The 18,820-nt window shown below is 75.5% G+C and carries 17 protein-coding genes; 11 read left to right on the forward strand and 6 right to left on the reverse strand.

Annotated elements, in window-relative coordinates; genetic code table 11:
* The first annotated feature begins 17 nt into the window (after positions 1-17).
* The 3 genes from ACI78Q_RS03500 to ACI78Q_RS03510 all read left to right on the forward strand — a co-directional run bounded on the left by ACI78Q_RS03500 (position 18) and on the right by ACI78Q_RS03510 (position 4,750).
* Positions 18-1,631, forward strand: coding sequence for a methyl-accepting chemotaxis protein (locus tag ACI78Q_RS03500; RefSeq protein ID WP_456921928.1), 1,614 nt, complete (start codon positions 18-20; stop codon positions 1,629-1,631).
* Between the two features lie 295 nt (positions 1,632-1,926).
* Positions 1,927-4,296 (forward strand): chemotaxis protein CheA, encoded by a 2,370-nt coding sequence (locus ACI78Q_RS03505; protein ID WP_456921929.1) that lies wholly within the window; start codon positions 1,927-1,929, stop codon positions 4,294-4,296.
* 1 nt (position 4,297) lies between these two features.
* Entirely contained in the window at positions 4,298-4,750 is a 453-nt protein-coding gene (locus ACI78Q_RS03510; RefSeq protein ID WP_456921930.1) for a chemotaxis protein CheW, read from the forward strand.
* A 137-nt stretch (positions 4,751-4,887) separates the two neighbouring features.
* Here ACI78Q_RS03510 and ACI78Q_RS03515 read toward each other — a convergent pair whose 3' ends face one another.
* Entirely contained in the window at positions 4,888-6,264 is a 1,377-nt protein-coding gene (locus ACI78Q_RS03515; protein WP_456921931.1) for a sensor histidine kinase, read from the reverse strand.
* A 5-nt stretch (positions 6,265-6,269) separates the two neighbouring features.
* Positions 6,270-6,953, reverse strand: coding sequence for a response regulator transcription factor (locus ACI78Q_RS03520; protein WP_456921932.1), 684 nt, complete (start codon positions 6,951-6,953; stop codon positions 6,270-6,272).
* A 324-nt stretch (positions 6,954-7,277) separates the two neighbouring features.
* Here ACI78Q_RS03520 and ACI78Q_RS03525 point away from each other — a divergent pair, with 324 nt between their 5' ends.
* Positions 7,278-8,156, forward strand: a complete 879-nt coding sequence (locus ACI78Q_RS03525; protein ID WP_456921933.1) for a hypothetical protein — start codon at positions 7,278-7,280, stop codon at positions 8,154-8,156.
* A 110-nt stretch (positions 8,157-8,266) separates the two neighbouring features.
* On the opposite strand, the gene ACI78Q_RS03530 is transcribed toward ACI78Q_RS03525, so the two are convergent.
* Positions 8,267-9,448, reverse strand: coding sequence for a glucose-1-phosphate adenylyltransferase family protein (locus tag ACI78Q_RS03530; protein ID WP_456921934.1), 1,182 nt, complete (start codon positions 9,446-9,448; stop codon positions 8,267-8,269).
* A 385-nt stretch (positions 9,449-9,833) separates the two neighbouring features.
* Between ACI78Q_RS03530 and ACI78Q_RS03535 the strand changes: the two genes are divergently transcribed.
* The 6 genes from ACI78Q_RS03535 to ACI78Q_RS03560 are packed head-to-tail and all read left to right on the forward strand — an operon-like array spanning position 9,834 to position 13,530.
* Positions 9,834-10,967: a protein-glutamate methylesterase/protein-glutamine glutaminase gene (locus ACI78Q_RS03535; protein ID WP_456921935.1), complete on the forward strand. Its 1,134-nt coding sequence runs from the start codon at positions 9,834-9,836 to the stop codon at positions 10,965-10,967.
* On the forward strand, positions 10,964-11,788 hold the full coding sequence (locus ACI78Q_RS03540; protein ID WP_456921936.1) for a CheR family methyltransferase: 825 nt from the start codon (positions 10,964-10,966) through the stop codon (positions 11,786-11,788). Before ACI78Q_RS03535 ends, ACI78Q_RS03540 begins: the two co-directional genes overlap by 4 nt.
* A 2-nt stretch (positions 11,789-11,790) precedes the next feature.
* Complete coding sequence (locus ACI78Q_RS03545; RefSeq protein ID WP_456921937.1) at positions 11,791-12,174, forward strand: response regulator; 384 nt, start codon at positions 11,791-11,793, stop codon at positions 12,172-12,174.
* Positions 12,171-12,674: a chemotaxis protein CheX gene (locus ACI78Q_RS03550; protein WP_456921938.1), complete on the forward strand. Its 504-nt coding sequence runs from the start codon at positions 12,171-12,173 to the stop codon at positions 12,672-12,674. Before ACI78Q_RS03545 ends, ACI78Q_RS03550 begins: the two co-directional genes overlap by 4 nt.
* Positions 12,671-13,033 carry a response regulator gene (locus ACI78Q_RS03555; RefSeq protein WP_456921939.1) on the forward strand — a complete coding sequence of 121 codons (363 nt, stop codon included), beginning with the start codon at positions 12,671-12,673 and terminating at the stop codon, positions 13,031-13,033. Before ACI78Q_RS03550 ends, ACI78Q_RS03555 begins: the two co-directional genes overlap by 4 nt.
* The gene (locus ACI78Q_RS03560; RefSeq protein ID WP_456921940.1) at positions 13,030-13,530 is read left to right on the forward strand and encodes a hypothetical protein; all 501 of its coding nucleotides are present in this window, start codon (positions 13,030-13,032) and stop codon (positions 13,528-13,530) included. Before ACI78Q_RS03555 ends, ACI78Q_RS03560 begins: the two co-directional genes overlap by 4 nt.
* 156 nt (positions 13,531-13,686) lie before the next feature.
* Here ACI78Q_RS03560 and ACI78Q_RS03565 read toward each other — a convergent pair whose 3' ends face one another.
* The gene (locus ACI78Q_RS03565; RefSeq protein ID WP_456921941.1) at positions 13,687-14,145 is read right to left on the reverse strand and encodes an ATP-binding protein; all 459 of its coding nucleotides are present in this window, start codon (positions 14,143-14,145) and stop codon (positions 13,687-13,689) included.
* 101 nt (positions 14,146-14,246) lie between these two features.
* Positions 14,247-15,908, reverse strand: coding sequence for a SpoIIE family protein phosphatase (locus ACI78Q_RS03570; protein WP_456921942.1), 1,662 nt, complete (start codon positions 15,906-15,908; stop codon positions 14,247-14,249).
* A 225-nt stretch (positions 15,909-16,133) separates the two neighbouring features.
* Here ACI78Q_RS03570 and ACI78Q_RS03575 point away from each other — a divergent pair, with 225 nt between their 5' ends.
* A complete protein-coding gene (locus ACI78Q_RS03575) occupies positions 16,134-17,855 on the forward strand; it encodes a SpoIIE family protein phosphatase (protein WP_456921943.1) in 1,722 nt (573 codons plus the stop codon).
* Between the two features lies 1 nt (position 17,856).
* Here ACI78Q_RS03575 and ACI78Q_RS03580 read toward each other — a convergent pair whose 3' ends face one another.
* Positions 17,857-18,783 (reverse strand): alpha/beta fold hydrolase, encoded by a 927-nt coding sequence (locus ACI78Q_RS03580; protein ID WP_456921944.1) that lies wholly within the window; start codon positions 18,781-18,783, stop codon positions 17,857-17,859.
* Between the last annotated feature and the right edge of the window lie 37 nt (positions 18,784-18,820).

The following is an 18,820-nucleotide window of genomic DNA, read 5'->3' on the forward strand; positions in this document are numbered from 1 at the left end:
AGCACAGGAGACCTCGAATGAGCGCCACCGCCCCGCCCGCCGCCGGCCCCCGGTCCGGCGGGTGGTTCGCCGACCGTCCGATCGGCGTCAAGATCGGCGCGGCCCTGGCCGTGCTCGCCGTCGTCGCGATCGGCATGACCGTCCTCGCGGTCAGCCGCATCAACGCCCTCGAGGCGGCGGCGACACGGATCAACGGGAACGTCACGACCCTCGCGGACCTGGCGGACATCCAGCGCTCCTGGCAGGGCGACCGGTCGCGGTTCAACACCTACCCGCTGGCCGACCCGCAGAGCCGCGCCGCGCTGCTGGCCGACCTGACCGAGCGGCGGGAGACCATCGAGGCGCAGCTCGACGCCTACGCCGAGGTGACCGTCAACCGGGAGGGGTTCGAGGTCTTCCGCGGCCACGTCGAGGAGTACTACGACGTCGCCGACCACCAGCTCGTCCCGGCCTCGGACGCCGGTGACCTGCGGACCGCCACCGCGCTGATCACCGGCCCGCTGCAGGACTCCTCGGACGTGCTCATGGACGAGTACAACGCCATGCAGGAGCGGCGGGTCGAGGCCGGCCAGGCGGACACGGACGCCGCCGCCGGCATCGCCGACTCCGCCGTCCTCACGCTGTGGCTGACCCTCGCCGCGGGCATCACCGTCGCCGGCGCGATCACCGTGTTCGTCGTCCGACGGATCGTGTCCACCGTCCGGTCGGTGCAGCAGTCGGTGGAGGCCCTCGCCCAGGGTGACCTGACCGTGGCCCCGGAGGTGCGCGGCCAGGACGAGCTGGGCCGGATGGCCGGCGCGCTGTCCACGGCACAGGGGAACCTGCGCGACGTGCTGGCGTCGGTGGCAGCGTCGGCGGACGCGGTGGCCGCCAGCTCGGAGGAGCTGAGCGCCTCGTCGGCGCAGATCTCCGCCTCGGCGGAGGAGACCTCCGCCCAGTCCGGTGTCGTGGCGAGCGCGGCCGAGGAGGTCAGCCGGAACGTGCAGACCGTGGCCGCGGGTGCCGAGCAGATGGGTGCGAGCATCCGGGAGATCGCCACGAACGCGGCCGAGGCCTCCGACGTCGCCGCGCGCGCGGTGACCGCGGCGGAGACCACGACGGCGACCGTCGCGAAGCTGGGGGAGTCCTCGGTCGAGATCGGCAACGTGGTGAAGGTGATCACCTCCATCGCCGAGCAGACCAACCTGCTGGCGCTCAACGCCACCATCGAGGCGGCGCGGGCCGGGGAGGCGGGCAAGGGCTTCGCGGTCGTGGCCAACGAGGTCAAGGAGCTGGCCCAGGAGACGGCCAAGGCGACCGAGGACATCGCGCGGCGGGTGGAGGCCATCCAGGGCGACACCTCCGCGGCGGTGACCGCGATCGGTGAGATCTCCCAGATCGTCGCCCAGATCTCCGACCGGCAGACCACGATCGCCTCCGCGGTGGAGGAGCAGACCGCCACCACGAACGAGATGTCGCGGTCGGTGACCGAGGCCGCCGGCGGGGCGGGGGAGATCGCCGCGAACATCACCGGCGTCTCCACCGCGGCCGAGTCGACCACGCAGGCGCTGACGCAGACGCGCACCGCCGTCGACGAGCTGTCCCGGATGGCCGCCGACCTGCGCGCCGGGGTCGCCCGCTTCACCTACTGACCCGCGCGGTCACCGCCCGGCCGGGATCCCCGGCCGGGCGGGTCGTCGGCCATTCCCGGGAATGGCGGACGGTCGACACGGGGACCGCCCCGATGCGGTCACCGACGTTCTTGCGAACGCATTCCGCGACACGCACGGAATGGTGTGACGGGCGCACCGTGCGGCGTCCACCATCCCGTCGACGAACCGACGGCGGCACGCCGGCAGGTCCGGCCGTTGGGCTCAACCCCTGGCACTGCCCGCCGATGAACAACCCGAAGCGCGCGCTGCGCCGGGAACGAGAGAGAAGAGCAACGTGGACGGTCTGGACGACATCGTCGAGGAGTTCCTGGTCGAGAGCCACGAGAACCTCGACCAGCTGGACACCGACCTGGTCGCCCTGGAGCAGGAGCCCGACTCGCGGGAGCGGCTGTCGAGCATCTTCCGCACGATCCACACGATCAAGGGCACCAGCGGCTTCCTGGCCTTCCACCGCCTGGAGGAGGTCACCCACGTCGGGGAGAACATGCTCTCCCGGCTGCGGGACGGCGCCCTCGCGCTGACCCCCACCCGGACCAGCGTGCTGCTGCAGATGGTCGACACGGTCCGTTCGCTGCTGGCCTCCATCGAGGCCACCGGCGGCGAGGGCTCGGTCGACGTCTCCGCCGTCGTCGCGGCGATCAGTGCGGCGATGGACGACGCCCCGGCCGCGCCGGCCGTCGAGGTCCCGGCCGTGGCGGCCGGCGCGGCCGGGGCGTCGTCCCCGGCGCAGGAGGCCCCGGCCGCCGAGGCGACCCCCGTCGCCGTCGTCGAGGCCGTCCCGACCCCCGCCGTCCCTGCTCCGGCCCCCGCCGCGGAGGTGCCTGCGCCCGTGTCCGAGACCCCGGTCCCCGCGCCCCGGCCCGAGCCGGTGCTGGAGACTCCCGAGCCCGCCGAGGCCGAGGCCGGCCCCGCCGCCGACACCGGTGGCGGTCAGGCCCGCCGCGCCGTCGCCGACAGCACGATCCGGGTGGACGTCGACCTGCTCGACGAGCTGATGCTGCTGGTCGGGGAGCTGGTGCTGACCCGCAACCAGATCGTCCAGTACGTCGGCCGCTCCAACGACACCGACCTGCTGCGCGCCTCGCAGCGGCTCAACCTGATCGCCAGCGAGCTGCAGGAGGGCGTCATGAAGACGCGCATGCAGCCGATCGACCACATCTGGTCGAAGCTGCCGCGCGTCGTCCGCGACCTGGGCCTGCAGTGCGGCAAGAGCGTCCGCCTGGAGATGGAGGGCCGGGACACCGAGCTGGACAAGACGCTGCTCGAGGCCGTCAAGGACCCGCTGACCCACCTGGTCCGCAACTCCGTCGACCACGGCATCGAGGCCCCCGAGGCCCGCCGCGCCGCCGGCAAGCCCACCGAGGGCGTCCTGACCCTGCGCGCCAAGCACGAGAGCGGCCAGGTCGTGGTCGAGGTGGCCGACGACGGTGCCGGCATCGATCCGGCCAAGGTCGGGGCCAAGGCCGTCGAGCGCGGCCTGATCAGCGCCGACGCCCTCGCGCGGACCAGCCCCGCCGACGTCCTCCAGATGATCTTCCTGCCCGGCTTCTCCACCGCCGCGGCCGTCACCAACGTCTCCGGCCGCGGCGTCGGCATGGACGTGGTCAAGACCAACATCGAGTCGATCGGCGGCACCATCGAGGTCGAGTCGGTGCCCGGCGAGGGCACCGTCTGCCGGCTGCGGATCCCGCTGACCCTGGCGATCGTCCCCGCGCTGACCGTCGAGTGCGCCGGCGACCGCTACGCCATCCCGCAGATCAGCCTGCAGGAGCTGGTGTCCCTGGACGCCGAGAAGGCCGCCACCGCGGTCGAGGAGGTCGGCGGCGCGCCGGTCTACCGCCTGCGCGGGGAGCTGCTGCCGCTGGTCCGCCTCACCGACGTCCTGGGGCTCACCTCCGACCGGCACGACGGGCACGTGGTCATCGCCGTCCTCCGCTCCGAGGGGCGCCGCTTCGGCCTCGTCGTCGACCGCGTCATCAACACCGAGGAGATCGTCGTCAAGGCCGTCGGCGGCCAGCTCAAGGCGATCGGCCTCTACTCGGGTGCCACCGTCCTCGGCGACGGCACCGTGGCGCTCATCCTCGACGTCCAGGCCCTGGCCCGCCGGGCCCTGCGCACCGAGACCAGCGAGCGTCAGGACTCCCGGGTGGCGGCCCTGCAGGCGTCGGCCGCCGAGAGCGACCGGCAGCGGATGCTGCTGGCCGCCATCGGCGGCGGACGGCGGGTGGCCATCCCGCTGGACACCGTCACCCGGCTCGAGCAGGTGCGCACCGAGGCCGTCGAGCGCGTCGGCAACCGCGAGGTCGTCCAGTACCGCGGCGCGATCCTGCCGATGGTGCGCCTGGACCGGCACCTGGGCGCCTACGGCGAGAGCGACCGCGAGGTCCTCGAGGTCATCGTCTACAGCGACCACGGGCGCAGCGTCGCGATCGTCGTCGAGGAGATCCTCGACATCGTCGACGGCGAGGCGGCCGTCCGCAGCGACATCGACGACCTGGGCCTGCTCGGCTCCGCCGTCCTCGGCGACAAGGTGACCGAGCTGCTCGACGTCCGCGCGGCGATCCTCGCCGCCGACCCGGCCTTCTACTCCGCGCCCCTCTCCGCGACGCCCGAGGGCGTCCCCGGCTCCCTCCTGGAGGTCTGACGTGCCTGCCGCGACCGACACCACCGCGCCGGCCATCGGCGGCCAGCTGGCCACCTTCTGGCTGGACGGCGACCTCTACGGCATCGAGGTCGCGCACGTGCAGGAGGTCCTGAAGAGCCAGGGGCTCACCCGGGTGCCGCTGGCCCCCGCCGCCGTCGCCGGCCTGATCAACCTGCGCGGGCAGGTGGTGACCGCGATCGAGCTGCGCGAGCGGCTGGGCCGGCCGCCGCGGCCCGAGGGCACCGACGCGGTGGTGATCGTCGTCCGCCTGCACGGGGAGGCGGTCAGCCTGCTCGTCGACGCGATCGCCGACGTCGTGGACGTCGACCCGGCCGACTTCGAGGCGCCGCCGGACACCCTGGACGGGTCGGCCCGCGAGCTGATCCGCGGGGCGTTCAAGCTCGACGGGCAGCTGCTGCTGGCGCTCGACGTCCAGAAGGCCGTGAGCGCCTAGCGGCCACGGACCCGGGCGCGGCCGGACTTCCCCGGCGGCCGACGCCCTGCCTCCTCGACCCCCGGTCGGGCGGCCCCTCTCTCCGGAGGGTCGCCCGGCCGGGGGTCGCTGCGTTCCCGGGCCGGCCGGGCCCGGTCTCACCGCTGTCCGTCGTGCTGGGCGGGCTCGCCGGCCGGGCCGAGGGCGAGAGTGACCGTCAGGCCACCGGAGGCGGCGTTGGCGGCGGTCACCGCACCGCCGTGCGCGGTGGCGACGGCGGCCACGATGGCCAGGCCGAGGCCGGCGCCGCCGGGTTCGTGGCGGGCGTCGTCCACCCGGCTGAACCGGTCGAACAGGCCGGGCAGCCGGTCGGCCGGGACCCCGGGCCCGGTGTCGCTCACGGCGACCTGCGCACCGGCCGAGCCGGTGGCCTGCACGTCGACGGTGACGGTGCCGCCGTCGGGGGTGTGCCGCAGCGCGTTGTCGACCAGGTTGGCCACCGCCCGCTCCACGCCGGCCGGGTCGCCGCGGATCACCGCCGCCCCGCCGGTCTGCAGCCGGATGCCGCGCCGGGCGGCGAGCGTGGTGAAGCGGCCGGCCACCCGCTCGACGAGGTCGTCGAGGTCCAGGGGGCGCTCGGTCTCGAGGTGGCCGGTGTCGACACGGGCGAGCACCAGCAGGTCGTCGATGAGCCCGGAGAGGCGGCCGGCCTCGTCCAGCGCCGTCCCCAGCGCGGTGCGGACGGCGGGGTCGTCGGTGCGGTCGCGGGCCAGTTCGACCTCCGCGGTGAGGATCGCCAGCGGGGTGCGCAGCTCGTGGCTGGAGTCGGCGGTGAAGATGCGCTCCCGGGCGACGGCGGCGGCCAGGCGGTCGAGCATGGCGTTGAGGGTCTGCACCAGGCGGCCCACCTCGTCGGGGTGCGCGGGCGGGGACAGCCGCCGGGACAGGTCCGCCGCGCTGATCGCCAGCGCCTCGTCGGTCGCCCGCCGGACCGGGGCCAGCCCCCGCTGGGCGATGACGTAGCCGAGCAGGCCGGCCAGGACGGTGGCCAGCCCGGCGGCGGGCAGGTAGCCCGAGACCAGCGCGGCCTGCGCCTCCTGGACCTCGTCGAGCCGGGCGGCGAGGATCGCGACCTGCCCGCGGGAGCCGTCCCGGATGGCGAGCACCCGCAGCCCGGACCCCTCGTCGAGGGTGCGGAGCACGTCCTGACCCGACCGGGCGCGGGCGAGGTCGGTCGGGCCGAGGAGGGGTGTCCCCGGGACGTCGTCGCCGGCCGTGCCCATGACCCGGCCCCGCCGGTCGACGAGCTGCACCATGCGGTCGTCGAGGTCGACGCTGAGCATGTCCTCGTCCAGCTGGTCGCCGCGCAGGCCGACCGGGAGCGCCACGGCGAGGTCGTCGAGCCGATCGTCGACGCCCGCGCGCAGGGCCGTGCCGAGCTGCTGGTGGACGACCACCCCGACGAGGGCGAGCAGGACGGCGAGCGACGCGGCCGACAGCGCGGCGAGCCGCACGCTGATCGGCAGGCGGGACACCGCCGTCAGGCCGCCGAGTCCGGGCAGGCCAGCCGGTAGCCGGCACCGCGCACGGTCTGCACGAGGTCCAGGGAGAACCGCCGGTCGATCTTGTCCCGCAGGTACTTCACGTAGACGTCCACGACGTTGGACAGCCCGTCGTAGTCCTGCCCCCAGACCTGTTCCAGGATCTGGCTGCGCGACAGGACGTGCCCCGGGTGGCGCAGCAGGAACTCCAGGAGGGCGTACTCGCGCCGGGAGAGCTCCACCTCCTCGCCGCGGCACTCCACGGTGTGGGCCGCGGGGTCGAGCGTGATCGGGCCGCAGCGCAGCAGCGCCGGCCGCGGGGGCGCCCCGCGGCGCTGCAGGGCGCGCAGCCGGCCGAGCAGCTCGGTGAACGCGAAGGGCTTGACCAGGTAGTCGTCGGCTCCGGAGTCCAGGCCGTACACCCGGTCGGGCACGGCGTCGCGCGCGGTCAGCATCAGCACCGGCGTCCACACCAGCCGGTCCCGCAGCGTCCGGCACACCGCGAAGCCGTCCATGCCGGGCAGCATCACGTCGAGCACGACGGCGTCGTAGAGGACCGACGTCGCCCAGGCCAGCCCCGCCGAGCCGTCGGCCACCGCGTCCACCGCGTGCCCCGCCTCCGTCAGACCACGAACGAGGACGTCGCGCATCTTGGTCGAGTCCTCGACGACCAGAACCCGCATGCCCCGAGGGTGGCACCTGGGGATGAAGGAGTCATGAGAACCGCGCCCGGCTCATCGTCCCCTCATCTGGAGGGGGCAGGGTCGTACCCGGAGGAGCTCGGGGTCCGCGGCGTCGCCGGGGCCTGGTCGGGGGTCATCGTCGACGCCGGGCCCGCACAGGGTTGGTCACGTGGAGTGACCGCCTGCTGACGCTGCTCCGGGGGACACGCAGGTGGACCCCTCCCCGGGTCCGGCGATCGGGTGACGGTGACGTGGCGCTGCCTGTCGATCACCGTCAGCATGGGCTGACCTCACCCCGGGGGACGTGGAAAGGGAGGCGCTGCCGTGCCCTACTCGCTGGTCAGTGCCGCCACTCTCGGCTTCGACCTGGTCCGGCTGCCCGCCGGCCGCGCCGTCGCCGACGCCCTGCTGGCCGGGCTCGCGGCCGACGCCGCCACGCTCGAGCAGCTGGCCACCGTCCACCCCGCCGCCGGCCGCGACCGCGAGCAGCGGGCGGCCCTCGCCGTCCGGTCACGCAAGGCTCGCGAGCTCGCCGTCTCGGTGCCGCACGTGCGCACCGCCGCGGCCGACCTGCCCGGCGCCGACCGCACCGCGGCCCTCGTCGCCCAGCTCGAGCGCAGCACCATCGGGGACGCCGTCGCCCTGGAGCGGGTGCTGCGCGAGGACGTCCTCGGTCCCGAGCACCCCGCCCGGAGCCTGGTCGGCGAGGAGGTGCTGGCCGCGGCCGCCGACGTCCTCGCCGACGCCGCCGTCGGCTCGTGGGCCGCCGCGGTGCTGCCGCCGCTGGTCCGGCGACAGCTGACCGGCCCGTTCGCCGTCGCCACCGCGGCCGGCATGGTGCCGGCGCCGGAGCTGGACCTCGGCCCCGCCACCGCGGAGCTCACCGACGTGCTGGCCGGGATCCGGTCGCTCGACGCCGCCGGCCGGGCCCGCTGGCAGGCCGCCGTCGACGCCGCCCGCGCCGAGCGCCGGCCGTGGGCCACCGCCATGCACGAGGCCTCGTGGGCCGCGCACGTCTCCGGCCGCACCCGCACGCTCGCCACCGCTCAGCTGCTCGCCGTCCAGGCCTTCCTCGACGGCGGCTTCGACCCGGGCACCGCCGCCGCGGGTGCGTGGAACGCCGTGGCCGGCTGCGTGCAGGGCATCGTCATGGGTGACCTGCTCGGCGCCGACGCGCTCGCCGTGCTCTGCGCTCCGCGATGACGCTGCGGTCCTCCGGACCGCACCGCGGCCAGGTGCCGTACCCCTGATGCGCTGAGCCGCTGCCTGCCGTCCCCGGCTCCCGCGCCCGGTCCGGTTCGTCCGCCCGTGCCTCAGTCCTCGTCGTCCGCGGGGTGGCGGGCGCCGGCGGGCAGTTGCGTCCCCGGCGGGACGACGGCCTCCCGGCCGACCAGGGTGATCTCGCCGTCCCCGCCGACCGAGGCCTTCTCGCCGATCTCGACCCGGTCGTCGAGGACGGCGCGGGTCACGGTCGCGCCGGCGCGCACGCGGGCACCGGGCAGCAGCACCGAGTCCACGACGGTCGCGCCGGCCTCCACGACGACGCCGGGGGAGAGGACCGAGCCGCTCACCAGGCCGGCGACCCGGGTGCCGCCGGACAGCAGGCTGCCCGCCACCTCCGCACCGCGCAGGACCCGCGCGGCGCTGTGCCGGCCGCCGCGGGTGTGCACCGGCCAGCGCGGGTCGTCGAGGTCCAGCGGCGGCTCGGGGGAGAGGAAGTCCTGGTGCGCCGCCCAGTACGCCGGGATGGTGCCCACGTCGCGCCAGTAGGAGCCCAGCGGGTGCGCGCGGGCCCGCCCGTCGCGGGTCTGGGCGGGCAGCAGGTGGGTGCCGAGGTCCTCGAGCCCGTCCTCCCCGACCTCCGTGCTCAGCGCCTCCAGCCGGTCCAGCGTCGGGCCGGGGGAGAAGACGAACACCTCGTTGGTCGCGGTCGTGGTGCGCGGCTCGTCGGGCTTGTAGGCGTAGTCCCGGATCCGGTCGTCGTCGCCCATCTCGACGATGCCGTAGCGCGGGGCGTCGTCCTCGGCGACCTCGGTGGTCACCATCGTCACCTCGGCGCCGGACTGCAGGTGCCCGTCGACGACCTCGCGGTAGTCGAGCTTGTAGACGGCGTCGGCGCTGACGACGACGAGCGCGTCGGCGGCGAACTCGCGGACCAGCGGCGCGTAGCGCCACAGCGAGTCGGCCGTGCCCGACACCCAGCCGCCCCGCTCGGTGCCCCGGTAGGGCGGCAGGGTGAGCAGGCCGCCGGTCGTGCGGTCGAGGTCCCACGGCCGGCCGTTGGCCAGGTGGCGGGCCAGCGACGTCGGGTGGAACTGCACCGACACCCACACGTCGGACAGGTGCGAGTGCTGGCAGTTGGTCAGCGGGAAGTCGATGAGCCGGTACACCCCGGCGAAGGGGACGGCGGGCTTGGCGCGCTGGTCGGTCAGCAGCTCCAGGCGGCCGCCGGCGCCACCGGCGAGGACGAGGACGAGGACACGGGGGAGCGCCATGCGACCCCGCCTACCCCGGCGACCGCGCGCCACCCGCGTCCAGGGATCTCTGCCGCTCTCTAGTTCAGTCGCTAGACGACCGCAGACAGCGCTCGACCGCTCGGGCAGTGCTGACCCCGCGGTCGCCGGGTGACCTGTCGACAAATGGTGCGAAATGGTCGGCAACCGCATTTCCGCAGGTCGCGAAAAATGCGCCGCCAATTCGGCGGATCGGCTCAAGGAGTGTCGGCGGGAGGCCGACAACCCGGGGGACAGGCACCGTCTTCGGACGTACCGCACCGGAGCGGTGCGCCCCCGCGCCCCGCGCGCGGCCTCCGGGCGACTGCCGACGCCAGACAGCACTGCACACCCCCCGCTGGGCCGACCAGGGGGAGACGGAGGACGCATGGACCCGATCCGGGTGATGGTCGTCGACGACTCGGTGGTCGTCCGCAAGATCGTGACCGACGTCCTGTCCGCGGACCCGGCGATCGAGGTGGTCGGCACCGCGGTCAACGGCCGGATCGCCGTCGGCAAACTCGAGCAGCTGAAGCCCGATCTCGTCACCATGGACATCGAGATGCCGGAGATGAACGGCATCGAGGCGGTCCGGGCCATCCGCGCCGGTGCCGGGGCCGGTGGGGCGGGGCGAGGGCACAGCCGGGTGCCGATCATCATGTTCAGCACGCTGACCGAGCGGGGCGCGGCGGCGACCCTCGACGCGCTGTCGGCGGGCGCCAACGAGTACGTCACCAAGCCCGCCAACGTCGGCAGCGTCGCGCAGTCGATGGAGAGCGTGCGCGAGCAGCTCATCCCCAAGATCAAGGCGCTCACCGGCCGCCCCGCCACCCCGGGCCCGTCCCGCCCCGCGCCGCCGCCGGTCCGGATCGCCCCGCCGGCCCCGCGCCAGGGCGCGGTCAAGGCGCCCGCCGTCCTCGTGATCGGCTCCTCCACCGGTGGGCCCGAGGCGCTGGCCAAGCTGCTCCCCGCGCTGCCGGCCACGCTCCCGGTGCCGGTGCTGCTCGTCCAGCACATGCCACCGGTCTTCACCCGGCAGTTCGCCCAGCGGCTGGACCGGCTGAGCGCCCTGCGCGTCGTCGAGGCCGTCGACGGCACCCCGCTGGTGCCCGGCACCGTCCACCTGGCGCCCGGCGACCACCACCTGACCATCCGCAGCACCGGCCGCGGGCAGTACACCGTGCTCACCCAGGGCCCGCCGGAGAACTTCTGCCGCCCGGCCGTCGACCCGCTGTTCCGCTCCGCGGTCGACACCTACGACGGCGCCGTCCTCGGCGTGGTGCTCACCGGCATGGGCTCCGACGGCCGGCTCGGAGCCGGTCGCATCCGGGAGGCCGGCGGCTCGGTCGTCGTCCAGGACCAGGCCACCTCGGTGGTCTGGGGGATGCCCGGCGCCGTGGCCTCGGCCGGCTTCGCCGACGAGGTGCTGCCACTGGACGGGATCGCCGAGGCGATCCACCGGCGGCTGGCCCCGCCGCGTGCCACCGCCCCTGTCCCGGCGACCGCCGGAGGACGGCGATGACCCTCACCGCCACCAGCTTCGACTGGGTCCGTCAGCTCGTGCACCGGGAGAGCGCCATCGTGCTCGCCCCGGGCAAGGAGTACCTGGTGGAGGCCCGGCTGCTGCCGATCGCCCGCCAGATGGGCCTGCCCGACGTCGGCCAGTTCGTCGACTCGGTCCGCACCCGCCCCAGCCCGGAGTCGACCCGGAGGATCGTCGAGGCGCTCACCACCAACGAGACCTCGTGGTTCCGGGACGGCGACCCGTTCACCGCGCTCACCTCGACGGTGCTGCCCGCGCTGCAGGCCGCCCGCGGCCCGGCGGAGCGGCTGCAGATCTGGTCGGCGGCCTGCTCCAGCGGGCAGGAGGCCTACACGATCGCGATGCTGCTCGAGGACGCGATGCCGAACGCGGGCACGCGGGTCTCGATCACCGCGACCGACATCTCCCGCGAGATGGTCGAGCGCACCCGCGCCGGCCGGTTCAGCCAGCTCGAGGTCAACCGCGGGCTGCCCGCCCCGATGCTGGTGCGGCACTTCACCCGCGCCGGCAGCGAGTGGGAGGTCGCCGCCGGCCTGCGCCGGATGGTGACGGCCTCCGAGTGCAACCTGGCCGCGCCCCTCCCGCGGATGGGCCCGTTCGACGTGGTCTACCTCCGCAACGTCCTCATCTACTTCGACCTGCCGACCAAGCAGGCGATCCTCCGCCGGGTGCGCGACCTCATGCGCCCCGACGGGTGGCTCTTCCTCGGCGCCGCCGAGACCACCCTCGGCGTCGACGACTCCTGGGAGCGGGTCGTCATCGGCCGCAGCTCCGCCTACCGCCCGCTGAAGGGGGCCTGACCATGCGTGCTCTGGTGATCGACGACTCACGCGCCATGCGGCGCATCGTGAGCGGGACCCTCGAGGGCTTCGGCTACGAGACCCGCCAGGCCGGCCACGGCCAGGAGGCGCTCGACGTCCTGCACGAGGGCTGGGTGCCCGACCTGTGCACCATCGACTGGAACATGCCGGTGATGGACGGGCTGCAGTTCGTCTCCGCCGTGCGCACCAACCCGGCCTGGCGGGCGGTGACGCTGATGATGGTCACCTCCGAGGGCGAGCAGTCCCAGATCGTCCGCGCGCTGGCCGCCGGCGCCCACGAGTACGTCCTCAAGCCGTTCACCGCCGACGCGATCCGCGACAAGCTCGCGCTGCTCGGCCTGCTCCCGCAGGAGGTCGTGCTGTGAGCGCGCCGGTCATCACCGACCTGCTCGACGAGGCGACGGTCCAGGAGATCGCCGACCAGGCGTGGGCCGCGCTCGTGGGCGAGGACGAGGTCCTCGTGCCGCTGCCGGGCGACCTGGGCCCGGACGTCCTCAGCTCCTGGGTGGGCATCGCCGGCCCCTGGACCGGCACCGTCGTCCTGACCTGCGGCCGGGACACCGCCGAGCAGCTGACCCGGGCGCTGCTGCGCGAGCACGCCCCGGCCGAGCTGGAGGCCGAGGACGTCGACGACGCCCTCGGCGAGCTGGCCAACGTGGTCGGCGGCAACGTCAAGGCCATCCTCCCGGGCCCCTCGGTCCTCGGCCTGCCCGAGGTCGGCACCGCGCCGGAGCTCACCTCGCCGGCCGACACCTGCCGCGTCGACGCCCAGTGGCGCGGCCGTCCCCTGTCCATCTCCGTCCAGGGCACCCCCGCCCCGGACGCCGACGAAGACCCCACGCACGAGAACGGAGTGTCCCTGTGAAGATCCTGATCGCCGACGACAGCCGCGTCATGCGGCAGATCGTCATCCGGACGCTGCGGCAGGCCGGTTACGACGACCACGACATCGTCGAGGCCGAGGACGGCCGCGACGCCCTCGACAAGGTCAGGGCCGAGAACCCGGACCTAGTCCTGTCCGACTGGAACATGCCGAACATGACGGGGATCGAGTGCCTGCAGGCGCTGCGCTCCTCCGGGTCCGGCGTGCCCTTCGGCTTCGTCACCTCGGAGGGGTCGGCGGAGATGCGGGAGAAGGCCGCCGACGCCGGCGCCCTGTTCCTCATCGCCAAGCCGTTCAACGAGGACACCTTCAAGGACGCCCTGGACGGGGTGATCGTGTGACCGCCACCCTCGTCCTGCCCGCGGCCAAGGACGTCCGCGACATGCTCGTGGGCCTGCTCGGCAAGCCGGTCGCGGTGAGCCCGGGTGCCCCGGTGACCCCGGGGGAGGAACGCCCGGTCTCCGTCGCCGTCTACGTCGACCCGCAGCTGGCGGTCAACGCGCTGTGCGTCATGGACCTGCCGCTGTCGGCCTGGACCGGTGGCGCGCTGGCCATGCTGCCCCCCGGCGGCGTCCAGGACGCCGTCGAGGAGGACGGCGAGCTCACCACGATGCTCACCGAGGCGCTGCACGAGGTCGTCAACGTGCTGTCGGCGCTGTTCAACGTGCCCGGTGCGCCGCACTCGAAGCTGTACAAGCTCTACGCCCCGGGTGACGAGCTGCCCGCGGACCTGGCCGAGATGGCTGCCGGGTTCAACCGGATCGACCTGGCCGTCGACGTGCCCGGCTACGGCAAGGGCGCGCTGTCGCTGGTCATCAACACCCTCCAGGCGGTCTGAGACCCCCCGCCCGCCCTGCCCTCACGGGCAGCGGCGGGCGGCCTGGGCTGCCCCGGGACGGCGCCGGGACGCGAGTCCCCGCCGTCCCGGGCGCATCCGTGCACGACGGCCCCGGGAGCACCGCTCCCGGGGCCGTCGTGTTGCACGTGGAACGCCTCAGTTGAAGGCGGGCTCGCGAGCGCCGTCGGTGGTGGGCATGCACGCCCACACGTGCTTGCGCCCGTCGTCGACGTACCAGCCGTGCGCGACGGACAGCCGCGCCACCAGGTGCAGGCCCAGCCCGCCCTGTGCGGGGTCGCGGTCGACGGCCGGGGTCGGCATCGTCTCCGGGTCGTGGTCGCTCACGTCGAGCAACCAGCCACCGCTGCCGGCGACGACCGTCGCGACGACCGGCGAGATGCCGTGCCGCAGCGCGTTGGACGCCAGCTCGTCGAACGCCAGCACCAGCTGCTCGGCCGCGTGGTCCTGGTCGTCCCGGGGGATGCCGACGTCGTCGAGGCGGGCGCGCAGGCCCGCCCGGGCGGAGGGCAGCTCGGCCACCGTCTGCAGGTCCCACCGCCACAGTTCGCCCCGGCCGTCGGGGAGCGGGCGCACCGGCCACGCGAGTCGACCCACTGCCCTCTCCTCTGTCGTCTGCTCCGACGACACAGGGGTTGCCCACCAGCCCCGGGGCTCAACCGTGCCGATGGCGTTCCGACCCTCCGGGGTGAGAGGGTTCACGGCGCGGGCGGCGTGTCCCCGGCCGGCTGCAGGCGCAGGGCGACGAGCGCGACGTCGTCCTGCGGGACGCCGGCCAGCATGCGGGCCAGCAACTCGTCGCACAGCCGGTCCAGCGGCAGCCCCACCAGCTCGGCCAGGTGCCGCCGCAGCTCCGCCACACCGGCGTCGACGCCGCGGTCGCGCCGCTCGACCAGTCCGTCGGTGTAGAGCAGCACCGTCGCGCCGGGCCGCAGCGGCGCGACGAACTCGCGGCGGGCGGCGGTGGGGTCGACGCCGAGGAGCAGGTCGCCGTACCCGCGGGACAGCACGCTCACCGCGCCGTCGGTGTCCACGACGAGCGGCGGCGGGTGCCCCGCGCTGGCCCACCGCAGCCGCGTGCCGTCGGCCTCGACGCGGGCGATCGCCGCGGTGGCGAGGGTGCCCGGGTACAGGTGCGCGATGGCGTCGTCCAGCCCGCGCAGCACCTCGGCCGGACCCGCGCCGCTGTAGTGCGCGATGCCGCGCAGCAGCCCGCGCAGCTGGCCCATCTCCGCGGCGGCAGCCGTGTCGTGGCCGGCGACGTCGCCGATCACCAGCACCGGGTCGCCGCGGCGCTGCAGGAACGCGTCGTACCAGTCGCCGCCGACCTGCGCGGCCTCCGCCGCCGGCACGTAGCGCACCTCCAGCCGGGCGCCGTCGACGTTGAGCGGCTGGGTGAGCAGGCTGCGCTGCAGCACCTCGGCGAGCTGGGCCTGGCGGCTCTGGCGGTGCACCCGGTCCACGGCGCGGCCGGCGCGGTCGGCCACCTCCCGCGCGGCGGCGAGGTCGTCGTCGTCCAGGGACCGCCCCGCGTCCAGGTAGAGGGTGAGCACGCCGACGGGCCGGTCCCCGGCGGGGAGGGGGAGGACGACGGCCGACTCCGGGCGCAGCGCCGCCAGGAGGTCCCGCGCCGGGCCGGGGTCCATGAGGCCGAGCACGGCCGTCGCCGTCTCCCGCGCCTCCGTGCCCGCCCGCAGCGCCCGCCCGACCGGGGAGCTCTCCGGGAGGGTCTCCATGCGCACCGCGGCGTAGCGGGCGATCACGTCGCGGCGGTCGGGGTCGGCGTGCCAGGAGGCGACGTCGTGCGCCCGGCCGTCGCGGTCGATGACGGTGACGATGCACCCGTCGGCCAGGCCGGGCACCACCAGCCGGGCGAGGTCCCCGAGCGCCGACTCGACGTCGCGGGCCCCGGACAGCTCGGCGCTGACGGCGGCCAGCAGCGTCAGGCGGGCACCGGCCCGCTCCGCCTCCTCCTGCGCGTGCCGGCGGGCGGTGATGTCGACGAACGCGAACGCCGGCCCGGCCGCGGTGGGCCAGGCGTGCAGCTCCGTCCAGCCGGCCCCGGCCCGCGACGGGGGCAGCTCCACCGCGAGCGGCCGGCCGGTGGCGACCGCGTCGGTGCAGGCGGTCGCGACGGCGGCGGCGACCTCGGGCGGGAGGACGTCGTCCAGCCGACGGCCGACGAGCTCGAGCGCGGGGCGCCCCATCAGCTGCTCGGCCGCCCGGTTGGCGTAGCGGACCCGCTGCGACCCGTCCAGGCAGCACAGCGCCGCGGGCGCACTCGCGAGCACGGCGGTGGCCAGCACCGCGTCGGACGGCGTCCGGACGGGGGTCAGGGGGACGACGGTCGGTGCCGCCACGGCAGGGCACCGGTCGTCCACGCCGCCCACCCCCTCCTCCGCCGCGCGCTCCGGGCGACACTGCCCGGCGCCTCCCCCGCACCGTCCCGCCGGAGCGGGCTCCCGGATGGTGGCAGCGCGCGGACCGACTGCCAAGCGCCCCGGGCGCGGCGGGTCGCCCCCCGACCGGGCGATGCCGCGCCCGCCGTGCCGGGGGACGCGGCGGCATGCGGCAGAGTGATTCCCATGGACCCGGAGGCGGCGCACGACCACGGCCTGCTCGTCCAGGCCGTGGAGGGCATGGAGCGCCCGCTGATCGTCCTGGGTGAGGACTGGCGGTTCCGCTACATCAACCCCGCCGGCGCGCGGGCGCTCGACCGCACCGTCGAGGAGCTGGTCGGCCGGGACGTCTGGGCCGAGTTCCCCGAGGCCCTGGGTGGCCCCTTCGAGGAGCTGTACCGGCGGGTCGCCGCGACCGGGGGGTCCGACGGCGTCGAGGCGTGGTTCGGGCCGCTGGCCCGGTGGTTCCGCGCCGACGCCTTCCGCACCGACGCCGGCCTCGTCGTCACCTACGACGACGTGACCGAGCGGCGGCGCACCGAGGAGGAGCGCGCCCGGGCCGCCGAGGAGGCCGAGCTGGCCGGCCGGCACCTCATGCTGCTCGGCGACATCAACCTGGCCATGACCTCCACCGTCGACGTCGACGAGGCCGTCGACCGGTTCGCGCACCTGGTCGTGCCGCTGCTGGCCGACTGGTGCCTGGTCAGCGTCGTGGACCCCGACGGCACCCGCCGGGACGTCGGCCGCGCGCACAGCGACCCGACGCAGCTCGAGGCCATGCACCGCTACGCCGACGCGCGGGTGCTGACCAACGCGCCCACCGCACCGGTGCCCGTGTCGCTGCGCAGCGGTCGTCCGGTGGTCATCGCGTCGCTCACGGACGCCGACGTCGCGGCCATGGTGAGCTCCCCCGCCGCCCGCGAGGCCCTCGCGCCACTGCGCCCCGCCGCGGTCGCCGCCTTCCCGCTCATCGCCCGCGGTGAGATCTTCGGCGCCTTCACCCTGGTCAACGGCCCCGAGCGCGGGGCGCACACGCCCGCCGAGCTGCGGACGGCGGAGATCGCCTCCCGCCGCGCAGCGCTGGCCCTCGACAACGCCCGGCTGGCCGTGGTCAACCAGCAGGTCGCCGAGCGGCTCCAGGTCAGCCTGCTCTCCCCGCCGGTGCAGCCGGACCGCATGGAGCTCGCCGTCCGCTACCGGGCCGCCACCCGCGGGGTGTCCATCGGCGGTGACTGGTACGACTCGTTCCTGCAGCCCGACGGCGACACGGTCGTCGTCATCGGCGACGTCATGGGTCACGACATCGAGGCGGCGGCGGCGATGGGCCAGGTCAAGACCCTGGTGCGGGCGATCGCCTTCGACCGGCTGGAGGAGCCGGCCGGCGTCCTGCGGCGGGTCGACCACGCGCTGGTCGGCCTCGCGGTGCCCGCGATGGCCACCGCGCTGGTCTGCCGGGTCGAGCAGACCCCGGAGGAGCGGGCGGCGGGCGTGCGCCGGCTGCGCTGGTCCACGGCCGGGCACCCGGAGCCGATGCTGCGCCTCCCCGACGGCCGCGTCACCGACCTCACCGCCCCGGTGGGCCCGCCGCTGGGGATCGGCTGGCGCGGGCCCCGCGCCGACGGCCAGGTGCTCCTGCCCGACGGCGCGACGCTGCTGCTGTTCACCGACGGGCTCTTCGAGCGGCGCGGCGTCCCCCTCGACGAGGGCCGCGACCGGCTGCGCCGGCTGCTGGCCACCGCCGCGGAGGAGACCCTCGACGAGCTCGCCGACCGGCTGCTGGCCGAGATGGTGGGGGAGGGTGCCGAGGACGACGTCGCGCTGCTGGCGGTCCGCGTGCACGCCCATGACGACGAGCGCTCGCCCGTCCCGGTCCGGGCCCCGGCGCGGTCGGCCGCCCGCCGGCGCTGACTCAGCTGCGGGCGGCGGCCACCCGGGTGGCCTCGGCGATCGCGGCCACGCCCTGCGGGGCCCACACGATCGAGTAGTGGTTGGTGTCGGGCACCTCGCGGGCGGTGATGCCGCTGGGCTCCAGGCCGAGCAGGGCCAGCCGGCGCTCGTCGTACAGCCCGGGGGACTGGTCGAGCAGCCCGCGCGACGCCCACAGCAGGGTGGCCGGCACCGGCAGCTCGGCGGTCGCCTCGAGGACACGCTCGTTGAGCAGCACGTCGCCGCCGTCCACGCGCACCGCCTCGGGCACGCAGGTGCTGCGCAGCGCCGGCGGGTCGCCGGCCACGTCGCGGGCCAGGTAGGCGGCGACCGCGGGGTGGTCGACCCACGGGCCGACCGCCGGGTGGCCGGCCCAGAAGTCCCGCACGGCGGCCTGGTCGGGGAAGGTCGTGGTCAGCCGGGCCAGCGACGGGCCGAGGACGGCGGTGAGCATCGCGTCCACGTCGGCACCGGGCGGCTGCGGGAAGGCCAGACCGCCGTCGACCAGCACCAGCCCGTGCACCCGGTCCCGCGCCGTCCCCGCGGCGGCGAGGGCGGCGACGAACGCCCCCATCGAGTGCCCGACCAGGACCGCGGCCTCCGCGCCGCCCTCGGCGTCGCCGCCGAGGCGGTCCAGCAGCGTGGCGACGTCCGCGGCGTGCGCCTCGATGCCGTACGGGCCGGGCACGCCGGCCGAGCGGCCCCGGCCGCGCAGGTCGGGGGCGACCACCTCGAACTCCCCGGCCAGCGCGGGCGCCACCGCGGCCCAGGCCATCGCGTTGGCGGTGATGCCGTGCACGAGGACGGCGATCGGGGCGCCCGGCGCGTCCGCCGGCCAGCGGAGGACGGCGAGCTCCCCGCCGTCGACCGGGACGCTGATCTCCTGGGGTGCGCGCGGAGCGGGGGTCACGGCGTCCACCCTGCCCGGATCGCCCGGCGGGCGCAGC

Source organism: Geodermatophilus sp. SYSU D00705, assembly GCF_054050135.1.

Coding starts and splice junctions, on each gene's coding strand:
- ACI78Q_RS03500 (WP_456921928.1), top strand. CDS start 18: ATGAGCGCCACCGCCCCGCCCGCCGCCGGCCCCCGGTCCGGCGGGTGG.
- ACI78Q_RS03520 (WP_456921932.1), bottom strand. CDS start 6,953: ATGCGGGTTCTGGTCGTCGAGGACTCGACCAAGATGCGCGACGTCCTC.
- ACI78Q_RS03530 (WP_456921934.1), bottom strand. CDS start 9,448: ATGGCGCTCCCCCGTGTCCTCGTCCTCGTCCTCGCCGGTGGCGCCGGC.
- ACI78Q_RS03535 (WP_456921935.1), top strand. CDS start 9,834: ATGGACCCGATCCGGGTGATGGTCGTCGACGACTCGGTGGTCGTCCGC.
- ACI78Q_RS03540 (WP_456921936.1), top strand. CDS start 10,964: ATGACCCTCACCGCCACCAGCTTCGACTGGGTCCGTCAGCTCGTGCAC.
- ACI78Q_RS03545 (WP_456921937.1), top strand. CDS start 11,791: ATGCGTGCTCTGGTGATCGACGACTCACGCGCCATGCGGCGCATCGTG.
- ACI78Q_RS03575 (WP_456921943.1), top strand. CDS start 16,134: ATGGACCCGGAGGCGGCGCACGACCACGGCCTGCTCGTCCAGGCCGTG.